Consider the following 17,627-nt stretch of genomic DNA (forward strand, 5'->3'; position numbering starts at 1 on the left):
GGGGCAAACCAGCTACGGTTCGCACACTCGTGCAATCCCAGATCTAGGCGATGATCCTTGCCGATGTCAGGCTCTGAAGGATCTGTTGCGAGTCCAGCGACACGTCACGCGCGAGCTGGCGCGCTCGTCAGCCGAGGGTCTGAGTGAACACCTAGTTGAGACGTTGTCTTCATACAGCCAAACAACCCGATTAGCCGGGTGCGAGATGTCTCATTCTGAGCGTGTTTCAGCTGTTGTGATGCCGTACGCGTTGATCCGGCGGTAGATGGTGGCCCGTGAGATGCCGAGCAGGTCGGCCGCCGCAGCCTTGTCGCCATGCGTCTCCAGCAGCACACGTATGATCGCGTCGCGCTCGATCGTCTCCCATCGGGTGAGGACGTGGCTCCCAGTGGCGTGACACGACTCCGGAAGGTCCTCGGGCTGGATCTGCCCGACCCGCCGTCGGGCCAGGGTGTGACGGAGAGCCTGGGCGAGCTCGGTGACGTTGCCGGGCCAGGTCGAGCGGAGGAGCACCCGCATGGCCGCCGGGCCGCACGAGACCGACCGGCCTGGGGTGAAGGTGCTCAGCAGCGCAGGCACCAACTCCTGTACATCCTCGATGCGGTGGCGCAGCGGCGGCACGGTGAGCGTCGCCGGCAGCCTGCCAGGCAGGTCCTCGGGGAGTTCGGCGCCGATGTCGGTGGTGGCGACCACCCAGACTCGATCCGCGTCTTCGGCGATCGTATCCAGCCAGTCCATCACCGCTGCGCGTGCGTCGTCCGCGAACGATTCCACATGGCGCAGGACCACGGTGCCTCCAGGGGCGCCGAGAGCCGCCCGGCACCGGCTGGCCACGTCGGCGTCGGACTCAATCACAATGAACGGTCGCTCCGGCGAGTACCGGTAATGGACGGCTCTGGCGAGCGCCACCTTGCCCACTCCCGGCTCGCCCTCCAGGAGCACCTGTGTATACGTCTGACGGTGCATCGCCAGGTCGGCGCAGACATTGGCGAATACCGTCGAAGTGCCGGCCAGCTTCAGATCGGCGGGTCGTGTCCGCGGTCGGGGCGTCGACCGGTGGCCGTCCGTGAGGGAGATCTTCACCACGGCGCTGTTCGCCTCGACGGGGTTGCAGCGAATCGTGACCTGCTCACCACCGGACAGAACAAGACTGGAGGCGTGCTTCCCGCCCGCGCGCAACAGCTCGGCCACCTTGTCCCGCAGGATCGCGTGGTCAGAAGGCTCGAGCAGGTCGGCGGCCCGACGATTCGTCATCGTCAGATCGTCGGCGACGGCGACGATCGCCTGACCGCCGTGGCGGTCGGCGGCCATGAACTCCCCCAGCAGTGTCCGCTCGCGCTCGGAGCCGAGCTCCACCAGCCGCCGTTCGATATCCCTGGCAGCGCTGCACACCACAGCGGACATCACCGGGCCGTCGCCGGGCGACCGGCAAGTTATGTCCACAAGGCCCGCCAGCCTCCCGGTAAGCGAGTCGGTGATCGGAGCGGTGGCACACGCCATTGCGTGCAACGGTGCGGTGAAGTGCTCGCTTCCGCCCACGAAAGTGATTTGCCGCGTCTCACGCGCGGTCCCGATAGCGTTGGTGCCCACCTGCTCCTCGGCGTAGCCGAACCCGGGAGCCAGCCGGATGGCGTCGAGGTGCCGCCTGAAGGACCCGTGGTTCACGCGGCGATCCAGGATCCGGCCCTGAGCATCGGTGAGGATCAGGCTCGCCGGGGCATCCAGCAGCGTCTGCTCCAGCCGTTCCAGCACCGGCGTCGCGGCGCGCGCGAGCCGTCCTTCGGTGTCGAGATCTTCGAAGTACGGCGGGTCGAGGTCGTCGTTGCTCACTCCGGACAAGCGAGAACGGCGCCACGACTCCACGATGGCGGGGCGCACCTGCATCACTGGCACGGTGCCGCTTTGTAAGAAACACTCGCGTGCCCGGGCGATGTACTCAGTCACCCCTCCGCTGTAGAGCGGGCCAGCCTCCCCAAAACAGACATGATGGATCATTTGCGGATACTTCTCCCGAGTCGGAACACCTGCATCGCACGTCGATCGCTAGGAAACGCATGCCACCCGGGCGTCCGCATCACCTCAACGCCCTGTTCCGTCCGGTCTGAGCAGCACCCCTTGAGGTCTACCGGAAGGGTGTGGAGCCCGATGGTCTCGCTGGGTGTGTACATCACCTCGAATGCGAGGGATAAGCCAAGCTGACTGCACAACTCCACGAACAGCCGCTGCACTGACGAGATTGGACGATTGTGTCCACTACACTAGCGTCCAACACTTTCCGTTACAAAAACTAGCTGTAACGATCATCCGAGAAGGCGATCATCAGCGTTCGTCTGTGAGTGACACGCGCCCATCGATGCGCCTGACCGGCCGGCGCTGTCCAGATCGACCGGCTGCGCCCTATGGCCCCTGGCATTAAATGTCGAACGGGCTTTTCGTGCGGCTGGACTCTCCCACTATGGGAGGCCTCATGCTACTCCCAGCGGTCCCCAATGGTTGATCATGAAGGTGTCAGGGACGGGGACGGTGTGACCGTTCGCCGCGTCAGCAGGAGAGCGACGCATGACCATCGTGAAGGACATCGAGGCCTGCGGTATGCACCACTGCGAGACGACGGCGCTGGGGGTGCTGTTGCGGCATGAGGGACTTGATCTGTCCGAGCCCATGCTGTTCGGGCTGGGCTCGGGCCTGTCCTTCATCTATTGGGACAGCAAGGGCATGGCGTTGCCCTTTCTCGGAGGCCGCGTCAAGCCTTTCGACCTCACCAGGAACCTGGCCGCCAGGCTGGGGCTGACGTTGATGACCGAGGAGACCACCTCACCACGCAAAGCGTGGGAGAACGTGGCCGCCCCCATCGACGCCGGTCGGCCGGTCGGCCTCCAACTCGACTGCTACCACCTGGACTATTTCCGCTCCAAGGTGCACTTCGGCGGTCATGTCGTCGCCATGTACGGCTACGACGAGCACGACGTCTACCTCGTGGACACCGACCAGCAGGGAGGATCGGTGCGCACCAGCCGGGCCAGCCTCGCCATGGCACGGGCCGAACGCGGCCCGATGACCGCCAGGAACCGATCCTTCACCATCACCCTGCCAGCTCACCCGCTTTCCTGGCAGGACCAAATCATCCCCGCCATCAAATGCTGCGCCGACGCCTTCCTCGCCGCTCCCATCACGAACCTGGGCCACCGCGGCATCGACAAAGCCGGCAAGCAGGTGCCCAGATGGCTGCTACACGCCGGCGAGCCGCAGCAGGACCTGCCGCAGGCCGCCCTCCTCATGGAGAAGGGCGGCACCGGCGGTGCCCTGTTTCGCACCCTCTATCGCGACTTCCTCGACGAGTGCACCCGACTAATCGACGACGGCAACCTCCGCGCCGGTCACAGGCTGTACGCCGAGGCCGCCGTCCTGTGGACGGACGTGTCCACCTTGATCGCGAAGGCTGGAGAGAGCGGCGACGCGAAGTACCTGGAACAGGCCGGCGTCATCCTCCACGATCTTTCGCGTCTCGAGAAGGACGCCATGCAGGTGCTGCGTCAGTTGTAGCTCAAAGGGAAGGCCGGCTGTACGGGTATGGCCTGAGTCACGCGGTGGCCTCGCTGTGGTGCACCATCGGGTCGTTCCTCGCGGTGACCTCGCGTCGTTGGCCGCCGGCAACTGCCTGGCCTGTATCCCGGAGCTGCTAAATCTGCGGCTGGCTGATATTGACCATCCACGGCACGCCGAATTTGTCTACGCACATGCCGAACTCATCGCCCCAGACCTGCTTCTGCATGGGCATCGTAACCGTCCCGCCCGCGGAGAGCTTTTCCCAGTAAGCAGTGGCCGCGGAAACCAAACCCCGCGCTGTCAGCTTGGGAAGTGTATGGATCACGGCTCGTAGGACCGCTGACCTGGGCTTCGGGCTGGTCGTGAGTGACCGTGGTCGGCCCCTCGTCACCCTGTCTAATTGCACGCTAATTGCACGACGATCAGCCGGTGACCCGGCTTCCGTGCGCGGCGCGCATACCTCGCCTCCCTGATCATCCCGTCCGCCGTCGCCCCGCCCGCTCGGCTTGTCCCTGTTGATGGCGAACGGGATGGGTTGCGTCCACGGGCCGTCACCTGAGCCGAGGTGAGTGGCGATCATCCCGGAGGCTGGAGTGCCCCCGCCGGAGGCATGGATTTGGGGCTTGCATCCTGCACCTATCAGGATGTGTGGCGCAGGAGTGCATCCACCACCACCGGCCAGGTTGTCCGTGGCAGACCCTGGCCGATGCCGCGCAGCGTGAGCAGTGCGGCGCCGGGGATCTTCTCGGCCAGCGCCACGCCGTTCCCGGACGGGAAGAACGGATCCTCATCGCCATGCACCACCAGCGTCGGCACGGCAATCTTGCCCAATCGCTCACGCCACCGCGGCTGGCAGTCGATGGCGGCGAACATGCTACCCAGGTGGCTGGCACGCTGCGCCTTCGCCGTCCGCCCCGCCCTGTCGAAGACCAACCCGGCACCCGTGCGCGTGTCCGCCTCGTCGAATCCTCGCGAGCCAGACATCAGCCTCGCGGTGGCGGTCATGTAGTCGATGACGCTGTCGCGATCGGTCCAGTCCGGCTCCGGACGGCCGAACAGCTCCGCCATCAACTCAGGCGCGTGGTCGGGCAGGTCGGGATCCACCGGACCAGGAGCGACCGGCCGGGTGGAGATCAGCGTCAGCGACGCGACCTGGTCAGGATGGTCCAGCGCGAGCAGCTGCGCGACGAAGCCGCCGACGCCGAGCCCGACCACGTGCGTCCCCGCCAGCTCCAGCGCCACCAGCAGCTCCGCCGCGTCGGTCACCAGATCACGCAGGTCGTACGCGGGCGCGTCCGGATCGACGAACGTCGACTGGCCGGCATCTCGCAGGTCATAACGCACCACATAGCGCCCGGCCAGCGCCGTGCACAGCTCGTCCGGCCAGCTCAGCATGGTGACGCCGATGAGCAGCACCGGCGGGTCCCCCGGGTCACCGAAGGTCTCGACGCAAAGCTCGGCCTTGTTAACGTTGATCCGCATTCGGAGCTCCTTTCGCATCACCAGCTGGTATCGCCAATGCCCAGACCGTTGTCTGGGCCGGGGTCAGGCCCGGTGACGAAGCCGTCGAGGGAGACCGAGATGTCCGCGATGATTTGAGTCATGCCGGAGTAGACCCGATCCCCCGCCCAAACTCATCGCTCACACATGAAGCGCGTTCGAGACGAAGACCTCCGCCGATGCCGACCGCAAGATCACCAACGCCATGGACGGCAAGATCACGCAAGCGATCCTGCCCGAGTCGAGTGGTCACTGACGCGATGCGGCATGCCTTCACCGGATCACTAGTGTCATGGCATGGTTGCGGAAGATCGACTTGCCATCGTCGACGGCCTGCTCACGCTTCCCTTCCCTGGGAAGGACACACATGTGGGGTTCCGCTCCACCGGGCCGAGCTATCACGTGTGTGTCCTACAAGCCAGCCAGGACTTTTGGAACGACCGCAGCGAGGAAATCGTCGAGACGGCCCAGGCGGAGATCGATGCGACCCTTCAATCGCTGGTAGACGCCTTGACGGTGCGGTGGGGTGGGCCCGAGGCGATCGATCTGGGGCCTTATCCGTGGAGCGAGGGCCCAACTCCGGAGCCGATGAACCAGCTCTGCCAGCTCAGCGGCGAGATGCTCATCTGGCGGCACCTGGAAGTCGGCCGGTGGGTCGCACTCGCCGTCGGCCAAAGCGACCCGGAGTTGCCCATCGAATTGCTCGTGGCGGTCAGCGAGACTCGGATCCCCTAGGTTCTACGAAATTCGCCAGGCTGCCCCCTTATGGGCGTCGGCACACCACGACCCGTTGCACCGACAGAGCCACCCCTCCAGCAGCGAGGGCGGCAGTAACCCGGTGAAACTGCAGAGTCACCGGAACTAGATCGTTCGCAGCAGCTAATGGCACGAGAGCCCCGCAGCATGATCGCTGGCGGGGCTGTTTTCGCAGGTGGGCGGTACTGGGTTCGAACCAGTGACCCTCGCTTGTAAGTCAAGCCGAGAAGGGACGGGATCAGCACGCACACCAGTCCTGACCTGGTTAGACAGTCCACTGCCGTCTAGCGGCGTCCAGGCTCGTCCATGGCGATTGTCACTCGGATAGTCACTCAGTCGGCTCCTCGTCCGCCAACTCAGTGAAGGCAGCCTGCAGGTCCTGCTTCTCATCGCGTCGGCGAGCTCTGCTGGCCCAAGCCTTCGCCTCTTCGGTGAACCCCCAGTGTCCATGCTTGCGGCTCATGTCACGCGCGCCGGCGTGCTCCGTCTTCCCTTTGCCGAGGCCCATGACGTGCCATCGTAGGCGCGCCTCAGTCGTCTCCCATGACGGCTTCCGCGCGAAGGCGAGCAGCCGTACATGGGCAGCCTGCGCCTCGTCGCCGGCCTGGATCCGGATCAAGCCCAGCCGTTTCAGACCGGGGTCGTCGTCCCGGGTCCGCGGGCCTTCACCACGACGGTCCCCGCCGCCTTGTCATGCAGGCACTGCCGTGCCATCGGGTCCTGGAACAACCAGAGGCCGTTCGCGAGCGCGAAGAGGCTTCCGATGATCGGCACCGCCGGAGGCAGGGCGTAGACCGCCGCCCTGCGCCAGGCCGCGCCGCGGGTGACGCGCACGCGCGTGGACATGGCGATCACCTCGATCTTCAGCAGGCGCTTGCCCAGAGTGCGACCCCATACCGCGTGCTGGATCCCGTCGTAGACGAAGTACAGGACGGCCGCGATGGGCGCCATCAGGAACCCCCACTTGAGCGTCGTCACCTCCAACGCCAGGAGATCCTGCACATCGACGAGACGGCCCTCGGCCGACCGCCGCATGATCGCGAGGAAGTCGTCGGAGATCGAGAACACCAGGAGCACGTAGGCCGGTGAGATGATGACGCTGAGGATCGTGCCGTCGATCAACCTGGCGAGAAGCCGCTCCCACCACTCGGCGAGCGTCGGGTCGCCCACCGGCCGGCGGAACGCAACCGGCGGGCCTGGCGGTGGCCACTGACCAACCGGCGGATAGCCGGGCGGCGCATACCCAGGCCACTGGGGGCCGGTGGCGTAAGGGTGCGCGCCGGTCGACGGGCCCAAAGGAGGGTATCCGGCGCCGGGTGGTGGATTGGGAGGGGCAGGTTGTTCGCCGGGGGGCTCGGTCATGCCGCCATCCTGAGGCATCCGGTGCCGGTCAAGCCACTCTTATCTGGACGATCCGGATTTCCCGCTAGCCGTATGAGTTCCTGCATGGCGCGGTCGACCGGAGACTCAGTCTCGTCACTGAAATGGCCATCCGAACGGTCGGCGCCTCTTGAGTCGGCGCGGAGCACTGCCGGTTCAGGACGACGAAGGCGACGGATGGGCCTCCGCCGTCGGCTGCTGCCGCCTGTCCGGTGGCTCGTCACCGAGACCGTCTACCGCAAGCAGATCCGCCCGGCGCAAGCCCTTGACGAGGTCCTTCGCCTGGACTGTCAGCTTGGGAATCGGCTACTGATCTACCCCCTCTGAGCTGGGAAACAGGGGGTGCAGCTCAGGGCTGGTCGAGTCCCCGTGACTCCCCGTCAGTCCCCGCTGATCGCCGTTCAATCTGGCACGCATCTGGCACGTGATCTAGTGCCGCGTCCAGCAACCTTTGCCCCGTAATCGTCTGGGGTGTCAGCTCGTGCTAAGTGGTGCATGCGCCTCGGCATCGAGCTGGTGGTCCGCCCAGACGTAAGACAACGACGGGGTCGCGACACGAACAGAGGGCAATTAGTCGACCGGCGGCGGCAGCCGAGGTCGAGGAATCCCATCCCATCACTGAGCCCGTGCTCGCGCTCGGTCGAACATCCGGAGGTATGTCATGAGCATGCAGAATCAGAAGGTTGCCGTCATCACCGGGGCCTCGCAGGGCATCGGCGCCGGCCTGGTCGAGGCCTACCGCAAGCTCGGCCACGCGGTCGTCGCCACCTCGCGCACCATCCCCCCCGCCGAGGACGCGGGCGTCCTCGCGGTCCAGGGCGACATCGCCGACCCGGCCACCGCCGAACGGGTGATCTCCGCGGCCGTCGAGCGGTTCGGCCGCGTCGACACCCTGGTCAACAACGCGGGCGTCTACGTCGCCAAGCCGTTCACCGACTACACCGCCGAGGATTACGCCACCGTAACCAGGATCAACCTGGCGGGCTTCTTCCACCTCACCCAGCTCGCCGTCGGCCAGATGCTCGCCCAGGGCGGCGGGCACATCGTCAACATCACCGCCAGCATCGTCGACAACCCCGACTCCCGAGTCCCGTCCGTCCTCGCCGCGCTGACCAAGGGCGGCCTGCAATCCGCCACCAAGTCCCTCGCCATCGAGTACGCCACTCGCGGCATCCGGGCCAACGCCGTCTCTCCAGGCACCACCCGCACCCCGATGCACGACCCGCAGACCCACCAGTTCCTCGCCGACCTGCAGCCCGTCGGCCGCATGGGCGAGATCCACGACATCGTCGAGGCGGTCGTCTACCTGGAGAACGCGCCGTTCGTCACCGGCGAGATCCTCCACGTGGACGGCGGCATGAGCGCCGGCCACTGACCACGCCCACCCACTCCTTCCGGGAGTACCACCATGAACCAGAACACCGCGGACAGCGAGACGATCCTGCGCGGCGTCCTCGACGGCTGGAAGGTCGCCGTCGACAAGCACCAGCCCGACCAGGTGGCCGCCCACTTCACCGACGACGCCATCTTCCAGGGAATGCACCCCTACAGCATCGGACGTCCCGGCATCGCCGCCTACTACGACTCCCAGCCCCCCGGCCTGACCGCCGAGTACCGGGTCCTGGAGACCAGGCGCCTCTCCGACGACCTCGTCCTCGGATACCTGAGCGTCGACTTCTCCTTCACCGACCGCCCCACGATCAACGTCTACCTCAGCATCCTGCTGAAACGGACCGGAACCGGCTGGGCCATCGCCTTCTACCAGGTCTCCAAGCTCGACCAGGACACCACCGGGGAAGACCCCGACGGCCAGTAGCGGCCGAGACCGGACATCGAACGACGTTCGCATCTGTCACCCCCGGGCCGAACGGGCGTCCCTGGCGAGACTGCATAGGGGAAGCATGCAAGCGGGCGTCGACGCACGCCACACCACCTGCCGTCCATCCCGTCTGCCTCGACCCGACCGCGAAGCGGCAGCGGGCCGGCGACGGAGGTGCAAGCCCGGCTTGACGTGTCCCTTCGCCTGTTCGCCTTCCACGGTGATTGGACGCCAACGGCCACAGCCGGGCTTGCGGCGGAGGAGACGGGCTGCTGGGCTCGCCTGGGTCGATGGCGGGCGGGATGGCCACCCACCCCAGCCGCCCCGCAACTCGCACATACGTTACCCAGCACGGAGACCCTCTGCCTTGATCACAATCATGGAACATGACGCGGCAGCTCACGAGCCGATGTCTCCGGCACATCTCGCGGTGGAGAACGGCGACCTGAGGGAGCTGACCCGGTTGCTCGACGCTGGTGCCGACCCAGACGAGGTGTGGTCCAACATGGCCCTGCTCCTGCACGCGATCGACATGGAGGCGGACGGAGCAACGCAAACTGGAGAGCCGCTGGACGCTTCATGCACCGCTGTGCTTCTGGCCTATGGGGCCGATCCCGAACGCCCGGGCCCCGATGGAACAATCCCGCGGCTCTTCGCTTTCCACTACCGTCATGGGCTGGCTGTCCGGTTGCTTGAGGCCCACATTGCTCGCCGCACCGCGCCGAATCCCTGCCCTGAGCTTCCTCCAGCAGAACCCCGCATGTGAAAGGCGGCAGGATGCTCGTGGTCGTGGATGGGCGGCAGGTCAGGTCGGAAGCTGATTTTCACCGGTTACTGGCGGGGCCGCTGGACTTCGGTCCCTACTACGGGCACAACCTCGACGCGCTTTGGGACAGGTTGAGCACCGACGTAGAACGGCCGGTGGAGCTGGTGTGGACCCACTGGGACGAGAGCAGAGCGAACCTGGGAACCGAGGTCTTCGACAAGATCTGCAGCATTCTCACGCACGTTCAAGCACAGGATGCGGAATGGAACCGGCGCGAGCGCTTCACCTTCGAATTGCGCGGCGCGCACACTCCGCCCGCCTGATCATCCCGTCCGCCGTCGACCCGCCCGAAGGGGAAGCGGGCCACAGGTAGGAGTCAAGACGAACGACCTTGACCCCTACCTGTGGGCTGCTCGGCTTGTCCCGGGTCGATGGCGGGCGAGACGACGCGCTGATCTTCACCGGAGCGCGCGGCGGCATCCTGCGGCGCAGCAACTTCCGACGGGCGGCCAAGTGGGACGAGAACACAAGGAAGATCGGCTTTCCCGGTCTCCACTTCCACGATCTCCGGCATACCGGGAACACGATCGCGGCCGGCTCTGGCGCGACCCTTCGCGATCTCATGGAGCGGATGGGACACGACTCCGTTCGCGCCGCGTTGATCTACCAACACAGCACCGCCGAGGCCGACCGCAAGATCGCCAACGCCATGGACGACACGATCACACAAGCCCGTCCGCGCGGCAGCTAAGGATCTTCAGCAGCGCGCAACCGCGAGAGCTAATGGCACGCTAATGGCACGAGAGCCCCGCAGCATGATCGCTGGCGGGGCTCTTTTCGCAGGTGGGCGGTACTGGGTTCGAACCAGTGACCCCTCGCTTGTAAGGCGAGTGCTCTACCGCTGAGCTAACCGCCCGGACGGGACTACACCTTACGACACAGGGCCACTTCTCAGCACATCGAGCGACCAGCCGCGCCCCGCGTCGTACACCCCCGCCGCACGCCATCCGAGCAGGGCCGCGCCGAGCATCCCGGCCCGCATGCCCAGGTCGGCCTGACGCAGCGGAGGCGGCTCGCGGAACGCCAGCCGTCCGGCCAGTTGCTCCTCCAGAGGGTCGGACAGGGCCCGGCCCGCCTCCCCGAGCCCGCCGCCCAGCACGATCAACGAGGGATCGAGCAGCAGGACGTACGTCGCGAGCGAGATCGACAAAGCCTCAATGGCCTCGCCGAAGACCTGGGCGGCCGCCTCGTCTCCGGCGGCCGCCAGGGACACGACCTCCTTGGCGGTCGCCGTACGGCCGGTGCGGGTCTCGAAGCGACGGGCCACGGCGGAGGCCGAGGCGTAGGTCTCCAGGCAGCCGATCTGGCCGCAGGCGCACTTCTCCCCCGTCGGCCACACCGGCGCGTGGCCGATCTCGCCGCCCCAGCCGCGTGCGCCGCCGTACGGCTCGCCCTTGATGATCACGGCGCCGGCGATGCCCGTGCCGATCGGCAGGAACAGGAAGTCGTCGGCCTCGCGCCCGGCGCCGAGCACGCTCTCGGCGAGCCCGCCCGTCTGCACGTCGTGGCCGAGCCGGGTGGGAATGCCTTCGGGGACGAACTCGGACGCCGGGACGTCCCGCCAGCCGATGTTCGCGGAGTAGACAGCCGTGGACTCGGTCACGATGCCGGGCACGGCGAGGCCGATGCCGGCGGGCGGAGCCCCGAACCGGGAGGTGCCGAGCTCGGCCAGTTCACCGGAGTAGGCGCGGACGGCCTCCACGACGGCCTGGGGACCCTCTTCACGGCCGGTGGGCCGTCCCTCGAGCGCCGTCACCCGGCCGTCGCGTGTGACCAGACCACCCTTCATCGTCGTGCCGCCGACGTCGAGCCCGACGACATAGTCCACGTGCGTTACTCCTGAGGTGCGAGTTGTGATCACGAGCGTCCGAGCACCCGGTCGAGGGCGGCCGCCACCTCGGCGGGCAGCCCCGGCGCGCTGGAGAATCCGGCCGGCTTGGCCGTGGCGACGTGCGGCTCGTCGGGCCGTGCCTGCCGTACGGAACCGCAGGAGCGGCATTCGACCTCGCCGAGGCGGCGGATCAGGGATACGGACCCGCACGAGGGGCATGCGTCGAGATCGAGGTCGCGGGCGCGCTGGCAGTCCGGGCAGATCAGGACCTGCGTCTCGTCGCGGACTCCGCGCTTCCAGGGGCTGGCGCCACGGACAGGGTCTGTCTGCCGGGCCCCGCACCGGTAGCAGGGCATTTTCGCCTCCCATAAAGGCAGTCCAGGCCAGGAGACCCGGGCACAAGACTCAGGTAACTCGAACAAGGTCGAGAAGACAAGGTCCGGGTGGTTAAGACGCGATAAATCACACAAAGAGCTGATCAGATGCCCTCGAGCACCTTCTGGTACTCGACGACATCCCTCGCTGTGCCGATCTCATTGACGATCTTCCAGCGGATGACGCCCTCGGCGTCGATGATGAACGTCCCCCGCAACGCCAGACCCTTTCCCTCGTCGAACACGCCGTACATTCTGGCCACCTCCCCGTGTGGCCAGAAGTCGGACAGCAGAGGGAAGGTGAACCCCTCCTGATCGGCCCAGACCCGGTGACTGAACATCGAGTCGACCGAGACCGCCAGCACCTGGACGTCCTCCGGCGCCGAGGCGACGAACTCGTCGCGGATCGCCGACAGCTCTCCCTGGCAGACGCGACTGAACGCCAGGGGATAGAAGACGAGCACGATCCTCCTGCCCCTGAGGCCGGAAAGCCTGACAGGGGTGCCGTGCTGATCTTTGAGCTGGAAGTCCGGGGCCATCGCCCCGACCTCTGCCGCCATGAACAACCGTCCTCCGGGACGTGGGTCCGCGCACCGTGCCTGCCGTACGGCACAGCCGAGCCGTACGGCAGGGTAGCTCAGCGGCGAGCCTTCGGAGCGACGAGCCGGGTCCCCGACCAGTCCCTGGCAGCACTCACGCTGCTCGTCTGGGACAGTCCCGCGGTCGCCGCGTCCTCGCCGATGTCACTGGGCTCGACATGGCCGTCCCGACCCGCCTTCGGGGTCAGCAGCCAGATCTGGCCTCCGTCTGCGAGTGCGGTCATCGCGTCGCTGAGGGCGTCGAACAGGTCGCCGTCCTCGTCGCGCCACCACAGCAGCACGACGTCGACGACGTCCTCGTAGTCCTCATCGACCATCTCGTTGCCGGTCAGCTCCTCGATGGACTGGCGCAGCGCCTCGTCGCTGTCCTCATCCCAGCCGACTTCCTGCACCACCTGACCGGCTTTGAGGCCGAGTCTTTCGGCCAGGCCGCGCTCGCCTTGCGCCTGACCCGCGGTCGCGCTCACGTTCATCCCTCCTGCTTGGGTGACCCCGCTCTTTTGTGCGGTCGTCCGGCTCCGGAGAGCCATGCTTCGGCACAGTCCACACGCTGTGACCCATCGTCGTCAACGGTCGCCACGGCCGGTGACCCGCACCGTTATCTGTTAATTGGACAAAAACGACAAACGAACACGCCTGTTCGGGTTGTCCACGTTGAGATCGACCATGGCGACCGACTGCCAGGTCCCCAGCGCAAGCTCCCCGCCCAGCACCGGGACCGTCGCGTACGGCGGAATGAAGGCGGGCATGACATGTGATCGTCCATGCCCCCGAGATCCGTGCGCATGCCGCCAGCGGTCGTCGGCGGGAAGCAGATCACCGAGGGCGGCGAGCAGATCGTCGTCACTGCCCGATCCGAGCTCGATCACCGCGATACCCGCCGTCGCGTGCGGCACGAACACGTGCAGCAGCCCGTCTCCGCCGCATTCGCGCGCGAAATCCGCACACTCCTGGGTGAGGTCGTGGACCCGCTCGCGCGAGCCGGTGCGCACCTGGATCTCCCTCGACTTCACAGCGCGATACTACGATCCCCTGTGCTCATGGACGATCACGGCGTCCGGGCCCGGGAAGACCAGCGCCTGATGCCCGTCCTCGAAGCGGACCAGGAACGGCGGCTCGCCACCGACGCCGCGGACTTCGATGATCTCGCCGCACTTGTCGTGCTCTCCGACGACGGCTCCGTGCACCACGAGCCTGTCGCCAACGGTTGCGTGCATCTCGATCCCCTCCCTCTCTGAGCCTGATACGGCTATCGCCAGCTGGAAAGAGGAGAAACCCCACCCTCTCGAGAGGCGGGGACAACACATACCAAAACGTTACGCTGCGGATATGCAGCCGGACAGGCGCCGCCTCCACGATCACGAGGGCCGGCCGTACGGCCCTCTCGTCCGCACTCCCGAGGCAGGCGGCTGCGGTCCGGAAAGGGGCCCGGACAGGGCGGGCGCCGCGGGCCGCACGGGCCGTCCAGGGCCGGACGCCGCGGGGCCGGACGGACCGTCCAGCCGGGACGGGACGGCCTACGCGGACGGGGAATCCGGCTGGGGCGGACGGCAGGACCGGGCCGACTCCACGGCATCGGCGGACGGCAGAGCCGGGCTGACAACAGACGCCAATGCCTGGCTGACGACCAGGCGGGGGGCTGGACGCCCGAGGACCGGGCTCACGGGGCCCCTCCCCGCCACCCGGCGGCCACCTGATCATCACGCCTTCCGAGATGGACGCCGGTCTTCCCTTTAGAGAGGAGTCCCGGGGGGAAGTACCCGACGGGAGTCGTATAGCGTCCACGGGCACGAGCGCCGCAGACGGCTTATTTCGGCCCCCATGGCAAGAGCAAGTGGGCGGTTTGCCAAAATCGTCCTACCATCGGTGGTCTAGGCCATCCAAGCCCTGCTGCCAGCAGGGACAATTTGGTTACCGGAGAGTAGAGATGCGCTTTCCGGACCGAAGAGCCAGGATGGAAGTCGACCAAGCGGAGCGGCGATCCAGCAGGGACGCACCCCCAGCCGGCAAGAGTTCAGCAAGATCCGACGTGACCAATGTCCATTCTCGGAAGGCGAGACCCAGTGGCTTCCGGACGCCAGCGTTTCTCGATCATCAGCGACGGCCTACCCAGCCAGTTGCCTGATGTCGACCCGAGCGAGACCCAGGAATGGCTCGAATCGCTCGACAACGTCATCAAGACCGAGGGCCGCACCCGAGCCCGCTATCTGATGCTCCGCCTGCTGGAGCGCGCCCGTGAACACCAGGTCGGGGTCCCCGGCCTGCGCAGCACGGACTACATCAACACCATCCCGCCGGAGAAGGAACCGTGGTTCCCGGGCGACGAGTACGTCGAGCGCCGGATCCGGGCCTACATCAGGTGGAACGCGGCGGTCATGGTGAGCCGCGCCAACGCCCACACCAACGTCGGCGGCCACATCGCCACCTACGCCTCCGCGGCGTCGCTGTACGAGGTGGGCTTCAACCACTTCTTCCGCGGCAAGGACCACGGCGAGTCGGGCGACCAGGTCTTCATCCAGGGCCACGCGGCGCCGGGCATCTACGCCCGCTCCTTCCTGGAGGGCCGCCTCACGGCGAACGACCTCGACGCGTTCCGGCAGGAGCTGTCGCACGGCTTCCACGGCCTGCCCTCCTACCCCCACCCCCGCCTGATGCAGGACTTCTGGGAGTTCCCCACGGTGTCCATGGGCCTCGGCCCGCTCGCCGCGATCTACCAGGCGCGGTTCAACCGCTACCTGCTCAGCCGCAAGATCAAGGACACCAGCCGCAGCCATGTCTGGTGCTTCCTCGGCGACGGCGAGATGGACGAGCCCGAGTCGCTCGGTCCCATCGGGGTCGCCTCGCGTGAGGAGCTCGACAACCTCACCTTCGTGATCAACTGCAACCTCCAGCGGCTCGACGGCCCGGTGCGCGGCAACGGAAAGATCATCCAGGAGCTGGAGTCGTACTTCCGCGGTGCGGGCTGGAACGTCATCAAGGTCGTCTGGGGCCGCGACTGGGACCCGCTGCTCGCGGCGGACGTCGACGGTGTGCTGGTCAACCAGATGAACACCACGCCTGACGGCCAGTTCCAGACCTATTCGGTCGAGTCGGGCGGCTACATCCGGGACAACTTCTTCGGCGGCGACCCCCGGCTGCGCAAGATGGTCGAGCACATGTCGGACGACGACATCCGCAAGCTGTCGCGCGGCGGCCACGACTATCGCAAGGTCTACGCGGCCTTCAAGGCGGCCCGCGAGCACATCGGCCAGCCGACCGTCATCCTCGCCCAGACCATCAAGGGCTGGACGCTCGGCAAGGACTTCGAGGCGCGCAACGCCACGCACCAGATGAAGAAGATGAGCAAGGCCGAGCTCAAGGAGTTCCGCGACCGGCTCTACCTTCCGATCCCGGACAAGGACCTCGAGGGCGACCTGCCGCCCTACTACCACCCGGGCCCGGACAACGAAGAGATCGCCTACATGAAGGAGCGCCGGGCCGCGCTCGGCGGGTTCCTGCCGCGGCGCGTCGTACGGTCCAAGGCGCTCAAGCTGCCCGGAGACGACGTCTACAAGCAGCTGTCCAAGGGCTCGGGCAAGCAGAACGTCGCCACCACGATGGCGTTCGTCCGCCTCCTGAAGGACCTCATGCGCGACAAGGAGATCGGCCACCGATTCGTGCCGGTCATCCCCGACGAGGCGCGCACGTTCGGCGTGGACGCGATGTTCCCCACCGCCAAGATCTACTCCCCGCACGGGCAGACGTATGAGGCGGTCGACCGCGACCTGCTGCTGTCCTACAAGGAGTCGACCGAGGGCCAGATCCTCCACGAGGGCATCAGCGAGGCCGGCTCGATGGGGTCGGTGATCGCGGCGGGCACGTCGTACGCCACCCACGGCGAGCACATGATCCCGGTCTACATCTTCTACTCGATGTTCGGGTTCCAGCGCACCGCCGACCAGATGTGGCAGCTCGCCGACCAGATGGGCCGCGGCTTCCTGCTCGGGGCCACCGCGGGCCGCACGACGCTGAACGGCGAGGGCCTCCAGCACGAGGACGGCCACACGCCGCTGATCGCCTCGACGAACCCCGCGGCCGTGTCGTACGACCCGGCGTGGGCGTTCGAGATCGCGCACATCGTCAAGGACGGCCTGCGGCGGATGTACGGGGACGACCCCGAGAACGTCTTCTACTACATGACCGTCTACAACGAGCCCTACCAGCAGCCGGCCCAGCCGGCCGACCTCGACGTCGAGGGCGTGCTCAAGGGTCTCTACCTCTTCGCCCCCGCGACGGGTGACGGGCCGAAGGCGAACATCCTCGCCTCGGGCGTGGCCGGGCCGTGGGCGCTCGAGGCGCAGCGCCTGCTCGCCGACGACTGGGGTGTGGCCGCGTCCGTGTGGTCGGCCACTTCGTGGTCGGAGCTGCGCAGGGACGCCCTGGCGGCCGAGGAGCACAACCTGCTCAACCCCGAGGCCGAGCAGCGGATCCCGTACGTGACGAGCAAGCTGGCCGGCGTGCCGGGGCCGCTCGTGGCCGTCAGCGACTACATGCGCGCGGTTCCCGACCAGATCGCGCAGTGGGTGCCCGGCGACTGGGCCTCGCTCGGGACCGACGGCTTCGGCCTGTCGGACACCCGGTCGGCGCTGCGCCGCCACTTCCACGTGGACGCGGCCTCGATCACGCTGGCGGTGCTGACCCAGCTGGTCAGGCGTGGCGAGATGAAGCAGGAAGTGCTTCAGGAGGCCGTCGCCCGCTACCACCTCAAGAACGGTGTGACCGAGGTGGCCAGCCACCCGAACCCGGAGACCAACGACACCCAGTCGATGGGTGTCTGACCTCTCCCAGGATTCACTCAGCAGAAACGGCTCCCGCCGCCGGCGGGAGCCGTTTCTGTTTCTTCACCAGCCCTGGCGGTCCTGTGCCGGTCACAGGCCGGACAAGGGGCCGAGGTGGTCACCGCGAGACCAAGGGGCGCGGGCAAAGGGGACGCGGGCAAAGGGAAGGGCCGTCCGAT

The 17,627-nt window shown here is 67.0% G+C and carries 18 protein-coding genes and 1 tRNA gene; 8 read left to right on the forward strand and 11 right to left on the reverse strand.

The annotated features are described in order from the left end of the window. Nucleotides 1–210: 210 nt before the first annotated feature. Entirely contained in the window at nt 211–1,995 is a 1,785-nt protein-coding gene (locus Pph01_RS21225) for a sigma-54-dependent Fis family transcriptional regulator (RefSeq protein WP_505866654.1), read from the reverse strand. Between the two features lie 564 nt (nt 1,996–2,559). Here Pph01_RS21225 and Pph01_RS21230 point away from each other — a divergent pair. Then, entirely contained in the window at nt 2,560–3,543 is a 984-nt protein-coding gene (locus Pph01_RS21230; protein ID WP_204074883.1) for a BtrH N-terminal domain-containing protein, read from the forward strand. A 642-nt stretch (nt 3,544–4,185) separates the two neighbouring features. On the opposite strand, the gene Pph01_RS21235 is transcribed toward Pph01_RS21230, so the two are convergent. Beyond that, the gene (locus Pph01_RS21235) at nt 4,186–5,028 is read right to left on the reverse strand and encodes an alpha/beta fold hydrolase (RefSeq protein ID WP_204074884.1); all 843 of its coding nucleotides are present in this window, start codon (nt 5,026–5,028) and stop codon (nt 4,186–4,188) included. A 315-nt stretch (nt 5,029–5,343) separates the two neighbouring features. Between Pph01_RS21235 and Pph01_RS21240 the strand changes: the two genes are divergently transcribed. Further along, a complete protein-coding gene (locus Pph01_RS21240; RefSeq protein ID WP_204074885.1) occupies nt 5,344–5,781 on the forward strand; it encodes a hypothetical protein in 438 nt (145 codons plus the stop codon). A 349-nt stretch (nt 5,782–6,130) separates the two neighbouring features. Here Pph01_RS21240 and Pph01_RS21245 read toward each other — a convergent pair whose 3' ends face one another. Together Pph01_RS21245 and Pph01_RS21250 are read right to left on the reverse strand one after the other, a co-directional pair. Then, entirely contained in the window at nt 6,131–6,421 is a 291-nt protein-coding gene (locus Pph01_RS21245; protein WP_204074886.1) for a hypothetical protein, read from the reverse strand. 11 nt (nt 6,422–6,432) lie between these two features. Beyond that, entirely contained in the window at nt 6,433–6,972 is a 540-nt protein-coding gene (locus tag Pph01_RS21250; protein ID WP_204074887.1) for an RDD family protein, read from the reverse strand. Between the two features lie 871 nt (nt 6,973–7,843). On the opposite strand from Pph01_RS21250, the gene Pph01_RS21255 reads away from it, so the two are divergent. From Pph01_RS21255 to Pph01_RS21275, 5 genes are all read left to right on the forward strand, one after another. Beyond that, a complete protein-coding gene (locus Pph01_RS21255) occupies nt 7,844–8,557 on the forward strand; it encodes an SDR family NAD(P)-dependent oxidoreductase (protein ID WP_204074888.1) in 714 nt (237 codons plus the stop codon). Between the two features lie 33 nt (nt 8,558–8,590). After that, entirely contained in the window at nt 8,591–8,998 is a 408-nt protein-coding gene (locus tag Pph01_RS21260; RefSeq protein ID WP_204074889.1) for a YybH family protein, read from the forward strand. 370 nt (nt 8,999–9,368) lie between these two features. Beyond that, complete coding sequence (locus tag Pph01_RS21265; RefSeq protein WP_204074890.1) at nt 9,369–9,767, forward strand: ankyrin repeat domain-containing protein; 399 nt, start codon at nt 9,369–9,371, stop codon at nt 9,765–9,767. A gap of 11 nt (nt 9,768–9,778) precedes the next feature. Continuing rightward, complete coding sequence (locus Pph01_RS21270) at nt 9,779–10,090, forward strand: barstar family protein (RefSeq protein WP_204074891.1); 312 nt, start codon at nt 9,779–9,781, stop codon at nt 10,088–10,090. Nucleotides 10,091–10,185: 95 nt separating this feature from the next. Then, nucleotides 10,186–10,518: a tyrosine-type recombinase/integrase gene (locus tag Pph01_RS21275; RefSeq protein WP_204074892.1), complete on the forward strand. Its 333-nt coding sequence runs from the start codon at nt 10,186–10,188 to the stop codon at nt 10,516–10,518. Between the two features lie 93 nt (nt 10,519–10,611). Here Pph01_RS21275 and Pph01_RS21280 read toward each other — a convergent pair. The 7 genes from Pph01_RS21280 to Pph01_RS21310 form a co-directional block, all read right to left on the reverse strand. Beyond that, nucleotides 10,612–10,683, reverse strand: a tRNA-Val gene (locus Pph01_RS21280). Nucleotides 10,684–10,698: 15 nt separating this feature from the next. After that, entirely contained in the window at nt 10,699–11,655 is a 957-nt protein-coding gene (locus tag Pph01_RS21285) for an ROK family protein (protein ID WP_239116892.1), read from the reverse strand. A 29-nt stretch (nt 11,656–11,684) separates the two neighbouring features. Beyond that, nucleotides 11,685–12,014, reverse strand: a complete 330-nt coding sequence (locus Pph01_RS21290) for a hypothetical protein (RefSeq protein WP_204074893.1) — start codon at nt 12,012–12,014, stop codon at nt 11,685–11,687. Between the two features lie 122 nt (nt 12,015–12,136). Next, nucleotides 12,137–12,592, reverse strand: coding sequence for a peroxiredoxin (locus tag Pph01_RS21295; RefSeq protein ID WP_204074894.1), 456 nt, complete (start codon nt 12,590–12,592; stop codon nt 12,137–12,139). Nucleotides 12,593–12,669: 77 nt separating this feature from the next. Next, complete coding sequence (locus Pph01_RS21300; protein WP_203884003.1) at nt 12,670–13,098, reverse strand: DUF3052 domain-containing protein; 429 nt, start codon at nt 13,096–13,098, stop codon at nt 12,670–12,672. A gap of 138 nt (nt 13,099–13,236) precedes the next feature. Continuing rightward, nucleotides 13,237–13,644 (reverse strand): YjbQ family protein, encoded by a 408-nt coding sequence (locus Pph01_RS21305; protein ID WP_204074895.1) that lies wholly within the window; start codon nt 13,642–13,644, stop codon nt 13,237–13,239. Between the two features lie 9 nt (nt 13,645–13,653). Beyond that, nucleotides 13,654–13,848: a DUF1918 domain-containing protein gene (locus Pph01_RS21310; protein ID WP_203884005.1), complete on the reverse strand. Its 195-nt coding sequence runs from the start codon at nt 13,846–13,848 to the stop codon at nt 13,654–13,656. A gap of 846 nt (nt 13,849–14,694) precedes the next feature. Between Pph01_RS21310 and aceE the strand changes: the two genes are divergently transcribed. Next, nucleotides 14,695–17,448, forward strand: coding sequence for a pyruvate dehydrogenase (acetyl-transferring), homodimeric type (aceE, locus tag Pph01_RS21315; RefSeq protein WP_345483354.1), 2,754 nt, complete (start codon nt 14,695–14,697; stop codon nt 17,446–17,448). The last annotated feature ends 179 nt before the right edge of the window (nt 17,449–17,627 follow it).

The sequence above is a fragment of the Planotetraspora phitsanulokensis genome (genome assembly GCF_016863295.1).
Taxonomy (GTDB): Bacteria; Actinomycetota; Actinomycetes; order Streptosporangiales; family Streptosporangiaceae; genus Planotetraspora; species Planotetraspora phitsanulokensis.